The sequence below is a fragment of the Mesorhizobium sp. XAP4 genome (genome assembly GCF_029269325.1).
In the GTDB taxonomy this organism is placed as follows: domain Bacteria; phylum Pseudomonadota; class Alphaproteobacteria; order Rhizobiales; family Rhizobiaceae; genus Mesorhizobium; species Mesorhizobium ciceri.
On the sequence record NZ_JARIXW010000001.1, the window covers coordinates 1,150,767 to 1,165,903 of the forward strand.

Annotated in this window: 16 protein-coding genes and 2 tRNA genes; 13 read left to right on the forward strand and 5 right to left on the reverse strand. The window is 61.6% G+C overall.

The genetic code is table 11. The features are described 5' to 3' along the window. Positions 1–170: 170 nt before the first annotated feature. The 5 genes from P3C39_RS05750 (at position 171) to P3C39_RS05770 (ending at position 7,098) form a co-directional block, all read left to right on the forward strand. Complete coding sequence (locus P3C39_RS05750) at positions 171–668, forward strand: (2Fe-2S)-binding protein (RefSeq protein WP_275952880.1); 498 nt, start codon at positions 171–173, stop codon at positions 666–668. A gap of 113 nt (positions 669–781) precedes the next feature. Next, positions 782–3,130 carry a xanthine dehydrogenase family protein molybdopterin-binding subunit gene (locus P3C39_RS05755; protein WP_275952882.1) on the forward strand — a complete coding sequence of 783 codons (2,349 nt, stop codon included), beginning with the start codon at positions 782–784 and terminating at the stop codon, positions 3,128–3,130. Between the two features lie 113 nt (positions 3,131–3,243). Then, positions 3,244–4,041 carry a xanthine dehydrogenase family protein subunit M gene (locus P3C39_RS05760; protein WP_063172334.1) on the forward strand — a complete coding sequence of 266 codons (798 nt, stop codon included), beginning with the start codon at positions 3,244–3,246 and terminating at the stop codon, positions 4,039–4,041. A gap of 407 nt (positions 4,042–4,448) precedes the next feature. Next, complete coding sequence (locus tag P3C39_RS05765) at positions 4,449–5,471, forward strand: acyltransferase (RefSeq protein ID WP_013531268.1); 1,023 nt, start codon at positions 4,449–4,451, stop codon at positions 5,469–5,471. 247 nt (positions 5,472–5,718) lie between these two features. Beyond that, the gene (locus P3C39_RS05770) at positions 5,719–7,098 is read left to right on the forward strand and encodes an OFA family MFS transporter (RefSeq protein WP_013531269.1); all 1,380 of its coding nucleotides are present in this window, start codon (positions 5,719–5,721) and stop codon (positions 7,096–7,098) included. Between the two features lie 260 nt (positions 7,099–7,358). Here P3C39_RS05770 and P3C39_RS05775 read toward each other — a convergent pair whose 3' ends face one another. From P3C39_RS05775 to P3C39_RS05785, 3 genes are all read right to left on the reverse strand, one after another. After that, positions 7,359–7,856, reverse strand: a complete 498-nt coding sequence (locus P3C39_RS05775; protein ID WP_027160443.1) for a GNAT family N-acetyltransferase — start codon at positions 7,854–7,856, stop codon at positions 7,359–7,361. Further along, positions 7,853–8,623, reverse strand: a complete 771-nt coding sequence (locus P3C39_RS05780) for a copper homeostasis protein CutC (protein ID WP_275952885.1) — start codon at positions 8,621–8,623, stop codon at positions 7,853–7,855. The genes P3C39_RS05775 and P3C39_RS05780 overlap by 4 nt, the downstream gene beginning before the upstream one ends. Before the next feature lie 84 nt (positions 8,624–8,707). Continuing rightward, positions 8,708–9,139 carry a cupin domain-containing protein gene (locus tag P3C39_RS05785; protein ID WP_024503833.1) on the reverse strand — a complete coding sequence of 144 codons (432 nt, stop codon included), beginning with the start codon at positions 9,137–9,139 and terminating at the stop codon, positions 8,708–8,710. On the opposite strand from P3C39_RS05785, the gene P3C39_RS05790 reads away from it, so the two are divergent. The 4 genes from P3C39_RS05790 (at position 9,138) to P3C39_RS05805 (ending at position 10,719) form a co-directional block, all read left to right on the forward strand. After that, the gene (locus P3C39_RS05790; RefSeq protein WP_275952887.1) at positions 9,138–9,335 is read left to right on the forward strand and encodes a hypothetical protein; all 198 of its coding nucleotides are present in this window, start codon (positions 9,138–9,140) and stop codon (positions 9,333–9,335) included. The genes P3C39_RS05785 and P3C39_RS05790 overlap by 2 nt on opposite strands. Before the next feature lie 28 nt (positions 9,336–9,363). Beyond that, positions 9,364–9,852 carry an Hsp20 family protein gene (locus tag P3C39_RS05795; RefSeq protein WP_013531273.1) on the forward strand — a complete coding sequence of 163 codons (489 nt, stop codon included), beginning with the start codon at positions 9,364–9,366 and terminating at the stop codon, positions 9,850–9,852. A gap of 62 nt (positions 9,853–9,914) precedes the next feature. Beyond that, positions 9,915–10,376 carry a hypothetical protein gene (locus tag P3C39_RS05800; RefSeq protein WP_245268543.1) on the forward strand — a complete coding sequence of 154 codons (462 nt, stop codon included), beginning with the start codon at positions 9,915–9,917 and terminating at the stop codon, positions 10,374–10,376. 43 nt (positions 10,377–10,419) lie between these two features. After that, on the forward strand, positions 10,420–10,719 hold the full coding sequence (locus P3C39_RS05805; RefSeq protein WP_013531275.1) for a DUF982 domain-containing protein: 300 nt from the start codon (positions 10,420–10,422) through the stop codon (positions 10,717–10,719). Positions 10,720–11,223: 504 nt separating this feature from the next. On the opposite strand, the gene P3C39_RS05810 is transcribed toward P3C39_RS05805, so the two are convergent. After that, positions 11,224–11,472, reverse strand: a complete 249-nt coding sequence (locus P3C39_RS05810; protein ID WP_275952890.1) for a hypothetical protein — start codon at positions 11,470–11,472, stop codon at positions 11,224–11,226. Positions 11,473–11,885: 413 nt separating this feature from the next. Then, a tRNA-Asn gene (locus P3C39_RS05815) sits at positions 11,886–11,960 on the reverse strand. Between the two features lie 224 nt (positions 11,961–12,184). On the opposite strand from P3C39_RS05815, the gene P3C39_RS05820 reads away from it, so the two are divergent. From P3C39_RS05820 to P3C39_RS05835, 4 genes are all read left to right on the forward strand, one after another. Then, complete coding sequence (locus tag P3C39_RS05820) at positions 12,185–12,442, forward strand: hypothetical protein (RefSeq protein WP_024503836.1); 258 nt, start codon at positions 12,185–12,187, stop codon at positions 12,440–12,442. Positions 12,443–12,730: 288 nt separating this feature from the next. Beyond that, positions 12,731–12,804 (forward strand) — tRNA-Cys (locus P3C39_RS05825). Positions 12,805–12,894: 90 nt separating this feature from the next. Beyond that, complete coding sequence (locus P3C39_RS05830; RefSeq protein WP_224675334.1) at positions 12,895–13,563, forward strand: protein-L-isoaspartate O-methyltransferase; 669 nt, start codon at positions 12,895–12,897, stop codon at positions 13,561–13,563. A gap of 181 nt (positions 13,564–13,744) precedes the next feature. Next, positions 13,745–15,136: a TolC family outer membrane protein gene (locus P3C39_RS05835; RefSeq protein ID WP_013531279.1), complete on the forward strand. Its 1,392-nt coding sequence runs from the start codon at positions 13,745–13,747 to the stop codon at positions 15,134–15,136. The last annotated feature ends 1 nt before the right edge of the window (position 15,137 follow it).

A 15,137-nucleotide genomic window follows, 5' to 3' on the forward strand; every position in this document is an offset into this window, starting at 1 on the left:
TGGGGCCACCGGCACCGCATGTTTGGGCGCGGCCATGACCGAAAGTACAATGTGCCGCGTTTGCGACGTGCTGTTTTTTGTCCGATGTGCGGTGTACCAATAACGCATGGCCGATGCGCCAACGCCGCGTTGGCAACGTGATGACCAAGGTTGATACCCAGGGAGGGACCATGTCGGACGTTTCGTTGATAGTGAACGGAAAGCGGGTCAGCGGTGCTGCCGAGGACCGAACACTTCTGGTTCACTTCCTGCGGGAAAATCTCGGCCTTACCGGCACGCATGTCGGTTGCGACACCTCGCAATGCGGTGCCTGCGTCGTCCACGTCGACGGCAAGGCGGTCAAATCCTGTACGATGCTCGCGGTGCAGGCCTCCGGCTCGACCGTGTTGACGATCGAGGGCCTGGCCAATGGCGCCGACCTGCATCCGGTGCAGGCCGCCTTCAAGGAACATCACGGGCTGCAGTGCGGCTTCTGCACGCCGGGCATGATCATGACGGCGACCGACATGATCGGCCGCCACCCCGAAGGGCTCGACGAGGCGACGGTGCGTGCCGAACTCGACGGCAACATCTGCCGCTGCACCGGCTACCACAACATCGTCAAGGCGATCCTCGCCGCATCGACGACGATGAAGGGGTCGAAGGGTAAGGCGAAACAAGCGGCTTGAACGAGGCAGTAGGGCAATAAGGCAGTAGGGCAGTAGGGAATCGGAGCCAATTTTTCCCTACTGCCGTACTGCCCTACTCACCTACTCCCCTACAATCTCGGGAGGAATTTCTGATGGGCATTGAAGGTGTTGGCGCTCGGGTCGCGCGCAAGGAAGACAAACGATTCATCACGGGCGCCGGCCGCTATGTCGACGACATGGTGGTTCCCGGCATGAAGCACGCCGCCTTCGTGCGCAGTCCGCACGCGCATGCTCAGATCAAGAAGATCGATGTGAAGAAGGCCCAAGGCATGCCCGGCGTCATCGGCGTGCTGACCGGCAAGGAACTCAAGGCCGATGGCATCGGCAATCTCATCTGCGGCTGGATGATCCACTCCAAGGACGGCTCGCCGATGAAGATGGGGGCATGGTCGCCACTCGCCTTCGACCGGGTCCGTTATGTCGGTGACGCCGTCGTCATTGTCGTCGCCGAGACCAAGGGGCAAGCGCGTGACGCCGCCGAGGCGGTCGAGGTCACCTACAAGGAGTTGAAGGCCGTCGTCGACGCCTCCAAGGCGATGGACAAGGGTGCGCCGCAGATCCACCCCGAAGCGGACAATAATCTGATCTTCGACTGGGACATCGGCAATGCCGACGACACGGAAGCGGCCTTCGGGAAGGCAGCCCATGTGGTCAAGATGGACATCATCAACAACCGGCTGGTGCCTAACGCCATGGAGCCGCGCGCCGCACTTGGCCATTACGACAAGGCCGAGGATCACTACACCTGCTGGACGACCTCGCAGAACCCGCATGTGGCGAGGCTGGTGATGAGCGCCTTCTACAATGTCGCGCCGGAAAACAAGCTGCGCGTGATTGCGCCCGATGTCGGCGGCGGTTTCGGCTCGAAGATCTACATCTATCCCGAAGAGATCGTCTGCCTGTGGGCGTCGAAGAAGACCGGGGTGCCGGTCAAATGGGTGGCTGACCGGACCGAGAGTTTTCTGACCGACGCGCATGGCCGCGACCATCACACCCATGCTGAAATGGCCTTCGACAAGGACCACAGGATCCTCGGCCTGAAGGTCGAAACCCAGGCCAATCTCGGCGCCTATATGTCGCTGTTTTCGTCGGCGACGCCGACCTACCTCTATGCGACGCTGCTGTCGGGCCAGTACAATATCCCGGCCATCCACGCCAATGTGAAGGCGATCTATACCAACACCGCGCCCGTCGATGCGTATCGCGGGGCAGGGCGGCCGGAAGCGACCTTCGTCATGGAGCGCATGATGGAGACGGCGGCCCGCCAGTTCGGCGTCTCGCCGGCCGAGCTGCGGCGCAAGAACTTCGTCACAGCGTTTCCGCATCAGACGCCGGTCATCATGTGCTATGACGCCGGCGACTATGCCGCTTCGCTCGATGCGGCAATGAAGGCGTCGGATTATGCCGGCTTTGCCAAGCGCAAGGCCGCCGCCGCCAAGAAGGGGCTGCTGCGCGGCATTGGCATGAGCTGCTACATCGAAGCCTGCGGCATCGCGCCGTCTGCTGCCGTCGGCTCGCTCGGCGCCGGTGTCGGCCTTTGGGAATCGGCGGAAGTGCGCGTCAACGCGGTCGGCACGATCGAGGTGCTGACTGGCTCGCACAGCCACGGCCAGGGCCATGAGACGACCTTCGCGCAACTGGTCAACGAGCGCTTCGGCGTGCCGCTCGATTCGGTCTCGATCGTACATGGTGACACCGACAAGGTGCAGATGGGCATGGGCACCTATGGCTCGCGCTCGGGTGCAGTCGGCATGTCGGCCATCGTCAAGGCCCTCGACAAGGTCGAGGCCAAGGCCAAGAAGATCGCGGCACACCTGCTCGAAGCCGACGAAGGCGATATCGTCATCGAGAATGGCGCGCTGAAGGTCGCCGGCACCGACAAGAACGTGCCGTGGTTCCAGATGGCGCTGGCCGCCTACACTGCCCACAACCTGCCGGGCGGCATGGAGCCCGGGCTGAAGGAGACGGCGTTCTACGATCCGTCGAATTTCACCTTCCCGGCGGGCTGCTATATCTGCGAGGTCGAGGTCGACCCGGAAACCGGCGTCACCGAGATCGTCCAGTTCGTCGCTGCCGACGATTTCGGCAACATCATCAACCCGATGATCGTCGAGGGCCAGGTGCATGGCGGGCTGGCGCAAGGCATCGGCCAGGCGCTGCTCGAAGGCGCCCATTATGACAATAGCGGCCAGCTTTTGACCGCGAGCTACATGGACTACACCATGCCGCGCGCCGGCGATCTGCCGTCGTTCAAGGTTTCGACCTCGAACACGCCTTGCCCGGGCAATCCGTTGGGGATCAAGGGCTGCGGCGAGGCCGGCGCCATCGGCTCGCCGCCGGCGGTGATCAACGCCCTCACCGACGCCATCGGCAGCAACGATCTTGCCATGCCGGCTTCGCCGTCCACCGTCTGGGCCGCGATCCGCGCGACGAAACACTGAAAGCGAATAGCGAATAGGGAGTAGCGAATAGGGAAGAGAAGGCGGTGCGACTGGATAGATCCTATTCGCTATTCGCTACTCCCTATTCGCCCATTCACCCCAGGGAGAATTCCATGTACGCAGTCAACTATCACCGCGCCGCCTCGGTCGCCGATGCTGCCAAGCTGGTCAAGACAGGCGACGCCAAGCTGCTTTCGGGCGGTATGACGCTGATCCCGGCGATGAAGACGCGGCTTGCCGCGCCGTCCGACCTTGTCGACCTGTCGCGGATCGCGGAGCTGCAGGGCGTCAAGGTGTCGGGCAAGACCGTCACCATCGGCGCCGCGACCACGCATCACGCCGTTGCCAATGACGAGAAGCTGAAGAAGGCCTGTCCGGCGCTTGCCCATCTGGCGTCACTGATCGGCGATCCGGCGGTGCGCCACAAGGGGACGATCGGCGGCTCGATCGCCAACAACGACCCGGCGGCCGATTATCCGGCGGCGCTGCTGGCGCTGGGCGCCACCATTATCACCAACAAGCGCGAGATCGCTGCCGACAAGTTCTTCAAGGGTCTGTTCGAGACCTCGTTGAAGGAAGGCGAGATCGTCACCGCCGTCACCTTCACCGCGCCGGCCAAGGCGGCCTATGAAAAGTTCCGCAATCCGGCATCGCGCTACGCCATCGTCGGCGTGTTCGTTGCCAAGGGCAAGGATGGCGTCAGCGTCGCCGTCACTGGAGCCGGCGATGACGGCGTCTTCCGCTCGAAGGAGATCGAGGCAGCATTGGCCAAGAATTTCGCGGCCTCGGCACTGGAAGGTGTGAAAGTGCCGGCGAAGAATCTGATGACCGACATCCATGCCTCGGCCGATTATCGCGCCAATCTGATCGCGGTGATGGCCAAGCGCGCGGTTGCGGCAGCCAACGCCTGAGAAACTGTTTGGAAACTCTACTCCGGCGGCCATCTGATGGCGTTTTCTGTGCTTCCGGTGCTCACGTACCAAAAGTACGCTCCGCTCCGGTTCTCGAAACCACCACCATATGACTCGCCAGGGCGAGTTTCGAAACAGTTTCTAATACGATCGGTCGCAGACAAGGAAAGGGGGCCTCCGTGGCCCCTTTTTTGTCGTGCGGCGGCCTGCATCCGTTCAGTTGCTGCTGGCATGGCCGCCGCACTGCTTGAAGCAATTCCGGCCGATACATCGCCCGGACCTGATCCGGCAGCAATCTCGCACTTGCACAAATTCATATTGCACTGCAATATGGACTGGGCGGGAATGCGAGCTGGGTTCGAAATGTACCGTCGTACCCTTCGCATACCTATTGCGAGAGGATCGGCATGACCGACATTTCCGCGACGCATGTCGTTCCGTCCCGATCCGCCGCCGACAGATCAACCAGAACAAGACTGGCCTATCTCGACGGCTGGCGCGGGCTTTCGATCGCGCTGGTTCTGATCGGCCATTTCTTTCCGGTTCCGGGAATCAATCTTGGCGTGCTGGGCGTCGAATTCTTCTTCGTGCTCAGCGGCCGGCTGATGGGCGAGATCCTGTTCATCGAACGCTACCCGCTGAAAAAATTCTTCAAACGCCGCTTCTCCCGCATCTATCCGGCTCTTCTGGTCTTCGTAGTCGTCGCGATGATCGCGCTCTCCGGCACGTTCCTCGCCTTCAAATGGAAGGCCGCGCTGACGGCGCTGACATTCACCTACAATTATGCCGGCATTCTCGTGGCTCGGGCAGGGGCGCTCGACCATATCTGGTCGCTCTGCATCGAGGAGCACGCCTACATCATCCTGGCGCTGATCAGCGTCATCGTCTCAAGTCGCTCTCGCGTGGTCGTGCTGCTCCTGGCGCTGGCCTTGCTGGCCATGGCCAATGGCGCGGTTTCGTACTGGGTCTTGGGGATGGACTACGAAACCACTTATTGGCGCACGGATGTGCACATCGCGTCGATCCTGCTGTCGGCTTCGATCTGCCTGCTCAAGGCCGACGGCAGGCTGCCGGCGTTTTTGAGAGGCAAGCATGTGGCCCTGGTGGCGACGGTCTGTGCCGTTGTCCTGTTCCTGGATCGGGTGCCGACGCCGATGCACTATCTCTTCGCGGTGCCGCTGCTGGCTCTGGCCGTCAACGCACTCGATTTCAGCCCACGGTATTTTTCCGGATTGCTGTCGTCCTGGCCGATGGCGACGCTGGGGCTGTGGTCGTACTCGCTCTATTTATGGCAGCAGCCGTTCTACAAATTCGTCTATGAGCAAGGCAGCGCGCCGATACCGATGCTGGCCGCGGTCTTCGCTTGCGCGGCCTGCAGCTACTACCTCATAGAGCGCCCGGCTCGCGAATGGCTCAACCGCAACTGGTGAATGCCGTCGTGCCCGGCCAGATGATCGTGAGGGCAGGTGGAGGGATCGCGCTTCATAAGAAGACAGTCAATTAATTGTTTCTAATCTAACTTTCGGGAAAGCAATGACCTGCTTTCCGATATGGGCCAGTCTCATTAGACATTGGTCGTATGGCAGGCATTCCTTATTGCCTCGCCGGCTTACCCGCCTAGTTTGTTCGCAGGACACATCTGAGAAGATGGTTCGAAGACGCATCTGGGAGGATGGAATGGATACGACCGGGGAAAGGGCGGGCGGCTGGCTCGACCGCTCACGCACCGTCGCCGAGCCTGGCTTCAGCAGGTGGATGGTGCCGCCGGCGGCGCTCTGCATCCACCTTTGCATCGGCCAGGCCTATGCGTTCAGCGTTTTCAACTTGCCGATGTCTAAGCTGATCGGCATCACCGACTCGGCGCCCGACGACTGGAAATTGACCGGCCTCGGCTGGATTTTCTCGATCGCGATCCTGTTCCTGGGCATTGCGGCGGCGTTCGGCGGTGGCTGGCTGGATCGCGTCGGTCCGCGCAAAGCCATGGTCGCTTCTGCCTGCTGTTTCGGCGGCGGCTTCATTGTCTCGGCGCTCGGCGTCTATCTGCACCAGTTGTGGATCATCTATCTCGGCTACGGCGTGCTGGGCGGCATCGGTCTCGGCCTCGGCTATATCTCGCCGGTCAAGACGCTGATCACCTGGTTTCCGGACCGGCCGGGCATGGCAACCGGCATGGCGATCATGGGCTTCGGCGGCGGCGCCTTCATCGCCTCGCCGCTGTCGGTTTATCTGATGAAGCTGTTTTCGACGCCTGAGCACATCGGCGTCGCCGAAACCTTCCTGGTGCTGGGCATCGTCTATTTCGTCTTCATGCTGATCGGCGCCGTTATCGTCAGGGTGCCGCCGGAGGGCTGGAGGCCAGCCGGATGGACGCCGCCGGCGGCACAGAATGCGATGGTGACGACGTCCAATGTCCATCTCGACGATGCGTTGAAGACGCCGCAGTTCTGGCTGCTGTGGGGCGTGCTGTGCCTTAATGTGACGGCAGGGATCGGCGTGCTCGGCCAGGCCTCGGCGATGAGCCAGGAGATGTTTCCGGGACGCATCACGCCTGCCGCTGCCGCCGGCTTCGTCGGCCTGCTGTCGATCTTCAACATGCTCGGCCGCTTCTTCTGGGCCTCGACCAGCGATTATATCGGCCGCAAGACAACTTATGCCATCTTCTTCGCGCTGGGCGTCGTCCTCTATGCAGCGGTGCCGTGGACCGGCCAGACCGGCAGCGTTTTCCTGTTCGTGCTGTTCTACGGGATCATCCTCAGCATGTATGGCGGCGGCTTCGCCACCATTCCCGCTTACCTGCGCGACGTCTTCGGCGTGCGTTACGTCGGCGCCATCCACGGCCGATTGCTGACCGCGTGGTCGGTGGCGGGCGTGCTTGGCCCGGTGCTGGTGAATTATATCCGGCAGTACCAGATCGACAGCGGCGTTGCGAAGGCCGACGCCTACACGGTCACCATGTACATCATGGCCGGCCTGCTGGTTGTCGGCCTCCTGCTCAACCTGATGATGCGGCCCGTCAATGCGCGCTTCCACATGAAGACCGAACCAGCGGTGGCTTAGAGTCAGTTCCATCCCGATAGAATCGGGATGGGCTCTATCTTATTGTTTGAGCATGATCTTTTCCGAAAACCGGAGTCCACTTTTCGGGATCAGCTCTGAGGAGACCGACCATGGCGCAAGACAACGAGAATTCGATCAAACTCACGCTGGCCTGGCTGCTGGTCGGCATCCCGTTGGTCTGGGGGTTCTGGATGACGCTTGTGAGTGCGACAGCCCTGTTCCAGTAGTCCTCATCTTCGTGCGCAGATCTGCCTGGTCTGTCAGGCGCTGATCTGCCTGGCGTAATAGCGCACCGCTTTCTTGCCGCCATGGATGACGGCGTCGCCGGCCTCGACGAAGCCGAGCGCGGCGTGAAAGGCATCCGAGGCGGGGTTCGGCGGGGCGGTGTTGACTTCGCAGGTGACCAGCGTGTGGCCGGCGCGCTCAACATGGCCGAACAGGTCCTGATAGAGCCGGCGGGCGTGGCCGCGGCCGCGTGCGTGCGCCGCCACGACGACCCGGTCGACATAGACGAAGCGCTCATAGCGCTCGCGGAACCACAGGAAATTCGGGCTGTCGTAGCGGGCGTCCTGGTCGAAGGTCATGATGAAGGCTTCGAGATCGCCGATGCGCCTGGTGTAAAATGCTTCGCCAAGCAGGAAGGACAGCCGCTCAGCCTCCAGCCACGACAGTTCGGCGGCATGCTCGTTATTGAGCGCCAGGATCGCCGCTTCGTCTTGGGCCGATACACGGGCTATCGGGGCAGGGCTCGAGGTCATGCCTTGGCTGCCGCGATCGTTGCCGCCACCAGCGCTGTGTCGGTCAGCGTGTTGCGGTACTCGCGATCGAGATCGGAACCACCCATGCCGACATGGGGATTGCGGTAGTCCATGGCACTCGGCACATCCTTGAGGGCGGCAAAATGCATTTCGGACAGGCCGGTTCTGCTGCGCACTTCGGCAATGTTGTGCAAATCCAGTCCGCCGCAGCCGAGGATGACGATGCGGTCGCCGGCCTGCCGCACCAGATCCGCCAACAGCGGCAAGCCTTCGATGGCAGTGTCACGCTGGCCGCTGGTCAGCACGCGGCCGACCTTGCTGCGGATCAGCGATTCGAGCGCCTCGGCCGGCTCGCGCGTCATGTCGAAGGCGCGATGGCAGGTGACGTTCAAGGGGCCGGCGGCCTGCGTCAGTTCGCTCATGCGCGCCTCGTCCATGGTGCCATCGGCGTTCAGGCAGCCAAACACCACGCCGGGCACGCCGAGTTCGCGCAGTGCCGAGACATCTGCCAGCATCGAGGCATATTCGGTCTCACTGTAGAGAAAATCGCCGCCGCGCGGCCGCACCATGACGTGAAACGGCACGTTTGCCTGCTCGATGGCGGCGCGGATCGTGCCGAGGCTTGGCGTAATCCCGCCTTCGACGAGGCTGGCGCACAGTTCGACCCGGTCGGCGCCGACGGCTTGCGCCGCGAGAAGGCCGTCAATGCCTTCGACACAGATTTCGATCAGCGGCAGGCGGAGAGCTTTGGTCAAGGGGCGATCCATTCCATGATTCCCGGCCAGCCCTACCACCGCGCCGGTTGCTGCGAAAGCGCGAACAGACTTTCGCGCCGGGCACGGATTTCGCGGTTATTGGCGCAATTCCGTGTTCTTGGCGCCTTGCTCGACCTGATCGATCACCAGAAGCTTCACCTCGATATCACCGATATTGGTGGCCTGATGCCACTGGCCGATCATTTCGATGATGAAATCGCCGGCCTTGTAGGTGTTGCTGTCGCCGGTCTCGACATTGGTGACCTTCAGCGTGCCGGCCTGGACATAGGCATAGCGCGGGAAAGGGTGCCTGTGGACCGGCAAGGTCGCGCCCGGCGCGATGTCGTAGGTCGAGACCAGCACCTGCACGTTCTTCTGCGGCAGCGTGATCGGTTGGCCGGACGCGGTCGTCGTGCGCGACGCAAGAGGGGTCACGACGACAGGCGTGCCGCTGCTGTCCAGCGCGTGGGCCGGGTTCGCGGAAAAGGCTGCCGCGAGCAGCAGTCCGGACATCAAAATTTTTCGCATGATTCGCATCCACCCCTGGCGTCAACATCGCGCAGTGGCCACCAGCACGCAAGGCAGCGCCTTGGGCACCTGCCTGCCGGCCAAAAATATTTTTGTCGCCCCTCTTGAAGGAAAAAAATACGATTACCAGATCGTTTTCCGTCGAGGCTTCGGCTCGACATACTGGCGTCGCAGCGACGCTGCGACAGCCTCGTAATCCATGTTGCTTCACGGAGGATATGGCTATGAGAAGCTCTGATTATACCCCTCTTTACCGCACAACGGTCGGCTTCGACCGTCTCTTCGATATGCTCGAAAAAAGCGTACGCTCCGACTGGCCTCCCTACAATATCGAGAAGACCGGCGAGAACGACTATCGCATTACGATGGCTATCGCCGGCTTCGCTCTCGATGAGGTCGAACTCATGCAGAACGGCCCCGAATTGTCTGTCGTCGGCCAAAGGAAACCCGACCAGGAAAATCGGGAGGTCCTTCATCGCGGCTTGGCGACGGGCAACTTCAAGCAGGTGTTCAAACTTGCCGACCACGTAAAGGTCAAGGCGGCCAACCTCGAGAATGGCTTGCTGTCAGTGGACCTGGTCCGCGAAGTGCCCGAGGAACTCAAGCCTCGGCGCATTGAGATAGGGTCCGAAGCCAAAGCGGTTTCGCTCGAGCAACCCGGCAAGAAGCAGTTGATCGACTCGGATGCGGAGCCTCAACGCGAGGTCGCCTGATCACTGGAAGCTAAATCTACGGTCCGCCTCCCGGTTCGGCCGGGAGGCACAGATCGCGGAGAATGGAGATGAGAACCGAAACTTACAGTTTTCACCAACCTGAACCGAAAAATCTTGCCGCGGAATCCGCTGGATTGCGGACGCCAGATGATGTGCTGAACGAGGAGACGATGACGATCGGTGCAAAGCGGGCTTTGCTCGCTTTCTGGGCTTCCGACGTTCATGCGGTTCCTGACAATCCCGCGTTGCGCCAATTGGACAACGGCGCCATCGTGGAAGTCAGCGACATACTTCGCGCACTCCGCCTTCTGGACGAAACCGGGCGGGAACCGCGTGTTTCAAAGGAGTCGGGAACCGTCAGCCTGTCTTTCGACCGGCGCCGCAAGAAGAGCCGGCTCGGTTGGATGCGGCGCCCCTGGCGGGATGACGATGATGATCCGCCGCCAATCCCGGCCTTTGCGACGGTGCCGCCCGGGCGTGGAGGCGGCGGCATGTTGGCCGAGCCGGAGCATGCAATCGCATGATGACCCAAGCCAGCAACAACCAACGTGCGGAATGGAGGATCACATGAGTTACAGGACGTTCGACCGACCGGTCCTGGTCAAGAATGGCGAGTTCGTTCAAGAAATAGGGTGCCTCGACGATGCGTTCGACTTCTTTGAGGAGTGGCCAAGGGAACGGCGAGGTCCGATTTTCGAAACGGCCTTTCGAGCTTGCCAGCGTGCTCACGACGGCCAGGTTCCGCTGACGGTGGCGCGCGATGCCGTCGCCGGCTTCGCAAGATCCGTCAAAATCTTGCAGGACCCGCTTGCCCAATTCCCTTGGATGGACGGCACAAGGTCAGGTCGTGGTGGGGTAACCGCTTAGCCTTGATAAGGGGCGGCGCCATCAGGATGGTTCGGCTGCATGGTCGTCGTTTCCGCATCGCTACAAGGTGAGCTGCCCTGCCAGCTCACCTTTGGCGGGCGGTTGTTGTTCGAGCCGTTAGTACGGTTTTTTGGCGGGCGCGTCCGCGTCGCCATCAGCGGCATGCGACACTATCGCAGATTATGCCACGGCCCTCAGCGGAGGCTCCGCCATTGTCCCCAGGCCGTCGCATTCCGTGCAGGCACCCGTTTTTCCGGGGCAGCCACCCCGATGGGTTCCCTGCGGGCAGCAGTGCCCGTTTGACGCATACCATTTGGAGCAGTCGAAAATCCTGCCGCTGCCATGACAGCGCAGGCATTCCATATTCGATGAAGTCATACCCAATTCTTGCCCAACCCAAACGCACTCGCCCCATGCCGCAAGTAACAGGAATCATTGCGCTTTCAAGCACACTGCCCTGACTTAAATTGGGGGGATCGACGGATGGCCGGCATCGATGGCGAACTATCGTTGCGCCGTAATTACGTTGCTCGTGAAAATCTTGCTCGTCACAAGCCGGGTTGGGCATTGGTCGGCACCAGCAGGCTGCGCCGCCTTGTCCGGTTCCTTGTCGGCAGTGACAGCGACTACGTCGCCGGGCTGCGCGTTGGCGGCCTGTGTGGCCGTGGACGCGAAGAGGACCGTCTGAGTGATGAGAGCCGAAACCGCGGCAACCTGAACCAGCACGGCGGCAAGGGCGATCTTCTTGAGCATGCGAGAAAACGCTTTTTGGCGCTCCCGGTTCCCCCATTCAGGTTTTCGGCTTGCTGCGGGAACAAGGGACCGGCAGTGCGGTTAACTCGATTATGCCGAGCAAGATCAAAGAACCACCATCGAAGCCCGAACCGGAGAAGCTACCTGTCCGACGTCGGGACAAAGAAGCCCCGCCAGAGCTTGAACATGTCGACCCGCCACCACGAGATGTGCGAGAGGCACCGGCACCCAACCCGAACGGCGACAAGAGATGAAATCCTGATGAGATCGCGGTGATGAGATCGCCGTGATCGAAGCGCGCTGCATAGCGGCGCTAGGTCAAATTGAGAATCAACCTGCTGACTGCGGTTTTCCAGACATGCCATAGATCAGCCCCTATGGGCGACCTGACCGTCTCAACGCTTTGAAGAAATTGGCTCCCCGGGCCGGATTCGAACCAGCGACCAACCGGTTAACAGCCGGTTGCTCTACCACTGAGCTACCGGGGAACGGAGGCTCTTATGTGAGTGGCGCAGCCTATAGCTGCCCTTTTCGGCTTTGCAAAGAAGCTTTTCACATTTTTCCGAGGCTTTTTCGCATAGGCCTTTCTCGCAATCGTCGAAGGATGCCCTCATATTAGCCGTCTTGGCAGGGATATGGAACCGAAAGCGCGGCGGCGGCTTTGGTTTGAGCATGCTTGCGAACGATCGAAACGGGTCAATCTTTCGAGACGATGACAGCACAAGACAACCAGATGCCGGCGCGCAAAATCTCCGTTTTCGGGCGCGAGTTCAAAATGCCGCGCTCGCGCGGGCTCAGAATCACGATCGGCATCCTGCTGACCATCGGTGGCATCCTCGGTTTCCTGCCGATCCTCGGCTTCTGGATGGTTCCGCTCGGATTGCTGGTGCTGTCCTATGAATTCGCCATGGTTCGCCGTCACCGGCGTCGCTTTGTCGTCTGGTGGGAACGGCGTCGCCGGCCCGATTGACCGCCGATAGCGCAAGGTGGTGTTTCAGTGGGCGGCCTGGTCTTCCAGTGCCTCACGGATCTGCTTGAGAACAGCCGCGGCCGAGGCAAGCCTTGCCCTGTCATGCGGCGACAGGATGCGTTTCTTCTCCCGTCAGGCTATGCTTAACTGTCCGCTAATAAAGCGGTCCGATGATTTGCCGGACGCCGTCCGGAGTGACGCGAGGAAACCGTTCGGAATGCAAGGTGGCCGCTTGACGGCATTTTCGCCGCAACCTATTGGAACCGGGTGGAACGCCGGGAGCAATGAGGCCTCGTGGCGGAGTGGTTACGCAGAGGACTGCAAATCCTTGCACCCCGGTTCGATTCCGGGCGAGGCCTCCAATGCCCGGGCCCCCGCGCGGCAGCGCAGGGGCCTGAAGTTCCTGACACAATGGACCGCGGTTCTGGCGCGGCAAGCGGACTGGTTGGGACATGAGCGCTGATTTCTCCGAACTACGCGTCAAGATGGTCGACGGCCAGGTCCGCACCACAGATGTGACCAGCGCGCCGCTGCTCGATGCAATGCTTGTCGTCCCAAGAGAGATGTTTGTCGGCGCCGCCCAGCGCGATCTCGCCTATATCGACGAGGACATCCGCATTGCAGCCGGCGCGGACGGTTCGCGCTACCTGATGGAAGCGTCGCCGTTGGCCAAGCTTATCCAGCTGGCCGAGATCAACCCGACCGATTCGGTGCTCGATGTCGGTTGCGGAACGGGCTACGCCTCGGCCATCCTGTCGCGGCTGGCCGGGTCCGTAGTGGCGCTCGAAAACGATTCGGCGCTGGCGGAAACCGCCAGATCGACGCTTTCGTCGCTTGGCTGCGGCAATGTGACCGTCGTCCAGGGCGCGTTGCCGAAGGGGCATGCCGCCAAGGCGCCTTATGATGTTATCTTTATCGGTGGCAGTGTCGCGGAAGTGCCGGCCCCGTTGCTCGACCAGCTTGCCGAAGGCGGCCGACTCGTCGCCGTCGAAGGGCAGGGCAATTCCGGCGTGGCCCGTCTCTTTTTCAAGGCCGGGGGGGTTGTAACCGGAAGACGTGCATTTAATGCGGCAATTAAGCCACTACCGGGGTTTGAACGCATTCGTGCTTTCGAATTCTGAATGATTTGGCCTTGCAGCAGAGGCTTTGTCATGGTCGCTTGCATTTGAACGATCGCTGCTGATGCCAAACTGGGGGCACTTTGGGGGTGAGCAGCAGGGAACACGAACACGCGGCGCCGGCTGATCTATGAGAGAAGCAGGCGCGGCGCGGTTCCCATGGAAAACGAATGAGGGTTTAACCGTGCCGTCTTTACGCAAGTCACTTTTCACCGCCGTCCTCGTTTCGGCGACCATGCTGTCCCCACTGGCCGCTTCAGCCGAAACCATCTCCGGCGCGCTTGCAAAGGCCTACCAGTACAATTCTTCACTGAATTCGGCCCGTGCCGGCGTTCGCGTCACCGATGAGGGTGTCGCCATCGCCAAGTCGGGCTACCGCCCGGTTGTCACCGGCTCGGCGGATATCGATTATTCGAGCAGCCATCTCAACGGCACCAATTCAAGCGTGCGGCTGACCACCGGCAATTTTGGCGTTCAGATCGACCAGACGCTGTTCGACGGCTTTCAGACCAGGAACAATGTTGCTGCCGCTGAAGCGCAGGTCCGGGCCTCGGTCGAAAGCCTGCGCAACACTGAAGAGGGCATCCTGTTCAGCGCGGCGCAAGCGTATATGAACGTCATTCGCGACCGGCAGGTCGCCGTGCTGACCGAGCAGAACCTGCAGTTCCTGACCGAGACGGCGCGCGCGGCGCGTTCGCGTTTCGAAGTTGGTGAAGGCACACGCACCGATGTCGCCCAGGCCGACGCCTCACGCGCCGCCGCCGTGGCATCGCTGAGTGCTGCCCGGGCGCAGGCGCTGGCAAGTGCGGCGCTCTATCGCCAGATCGTCGGCGACGAGCCGGGCAAGCTCAAGGGCGCTTCGCCGGTGGCAAAGCTGTTGCCGTCGAGCCTCGCCGCCGCCGTCGGGGTGGCCTCGAACGAGCATCCGGCCATCCTTGCCACGCAGCATCTGGTCGACGCCGCCGCGTTTTCGGTGAAGTCGGCCGAAGGCGCGCTGTTGCCGCAGCTGTCGGCTTCCGCCGGCGTTTCGAGCGCCTATCGCAATACCTCGCCTTTGCCAGGCGTCGGTTCGCAGGATGGCACGACCAATTCGGCCAGTGTCGGGGCAACGCTGACCATCCCGATCTATTCAGGTGGCCGCACCTCGGCGATCGTGCGCCAGAACAAGGAATCACTCAGCCAGGCCCGCATCCAGGTCGACGTCAGCCGCGACCAGGTGCGCCAGGCCGTCACCGCCGCCTGGACCGAGTACACCGCCGCGCAGCAGCAGCTGACGGCCAACAGGCAAGTGATCGAAGCCGCGAAGCTGGCACTGAACGGTGTCATCGAAGAGCGCAATGTCGGCCAGCGCACCACGCTCGACGTCCTCAATGCGCAGGCGACGGTCATCACCGCCCAGATCAACCAGGCCGGTTACGAACACGATGTGGTGGTGGCGAGCTACGCCATCCTGCAGGCGACCGGCCGTCTGTCCGTCGACCGCCTTGGCTTGCAGGTAGCGAAATACAAGCCTGAAGAGCACTACAACGCGGTCAAGGACAAGTGGTACGGGCTGCGCACGCCGGACGGCCGCTGAG

Excerpts from the sequence above, each read along its gene's own strand:
- P3C39_RS05750 (WP_275952880.1), top strand. The coding sequence starts at position 171 with ATGTCGGACGTTTCGTTGATAGTGAACGGAAAGCGGGTCAGCGGTGCT.
- P3C39_RS05755 (WP_275952882.1), top strand. The coding sequence starts at position 782 with ATGGGCATTGAAGGTGTTGGCGCTCGGGTCGCGCGCAAGGAAGACAAA.
- P3C39_RS05760 (WP_063172334.1), top strand. The coding sequence starts at position 3,244 with ATGTACGCAGTCAACTATCACCGCGCCGCCTCGGTCGCCGATGCTGCC.
- P3C39_RS05765 (WP_013531268.1), top strand. The coding sequence starts at position 4,449 with ATGACCGACATTTCCGCGACGCATGTCGTTCCGTCCCGATCCGCCGCC.
- P3C39_RS05770 (WP_013531269.1), top strand. The coding sequence starts at position 5,719 with ATGGATACGACCGGGGAAAGGGCGGGCGGCTGGCTCGACCGCTCACGC.
- P3C39_RS05775 (WP_027160443.1), bottom strand. The coding sequence starts at position 7,856 with ATGACCTCGAGCCCTGCCCCGATAGCCCGTGTATCGGCCCAAGACGAA.
- P3C39_RS05780 (WP_275952885.1), bottom strand. The coding sequence starts at position 8,623 with ATGGATCGCCCCTTGACCAAAGCTCTCCGCCTGCCGCTGATCGAAATC.
- P3C39_RS05790 (WP_275952887.1), top strand. The coding sequence starts at position 9,138 with ATGATTCGCATCCACCCCTGGCGTCAACATCGCGCAGTGGCCACCAGC.
- P3C39_RS05785 (WP_024503833.1), bottom strand. The coding sequence starts at position 9,139 with ATGCGAAAAATTTTGATGTCCGGACTGCTGCTCGCGGCAGCCTTTTCC.
- P3C39_RS05795 (WP_013531273.1), top strand. The coding sequence starts at position 9,364 with ATGAGAAGCTCTGATTATACCCCTCTTTACCGCACAACGGTCGGCTTC.
- P3C39_RS05800 (WP_245268543.1), top strand. The coding sequence starts at position 9,915 with ATGGAGATGAGAACCGAAACTTACAGTTTTCACCAACCTGAACCGAAA.
- P3C39_RS05805 (WP_013531275.1), top strand. The coding sequence starts at position 10,420 with ATGAGTTACAGGACGTTCGACCGACCGGTCCTGGTCAAGAATGGCGAG.
- P3C39_RS05810 (WP_275952890.1), bottom strand. The coding sequence starts at position 11,472 with ATGCTCAAGAAGATCGCCCTTGCCGCCGTGCTGGTTCAGGTTGCCGCG.
- P3C39_RS05820 (WP_024503836.1), top strand. The coding sequence starts at position 12,185 with ATGACAGCACAAGACAACCAGATGCCGGCGCGCAAAATCTCCGTTTTC.
- P3C39_RS05830 (WP_224675334.1), top strand. The coding sequence starts at position 12,895 with ATGAGCGCTGATTTCTCCGAACTACGCGTCAAGATGGTCGACGGCCAG.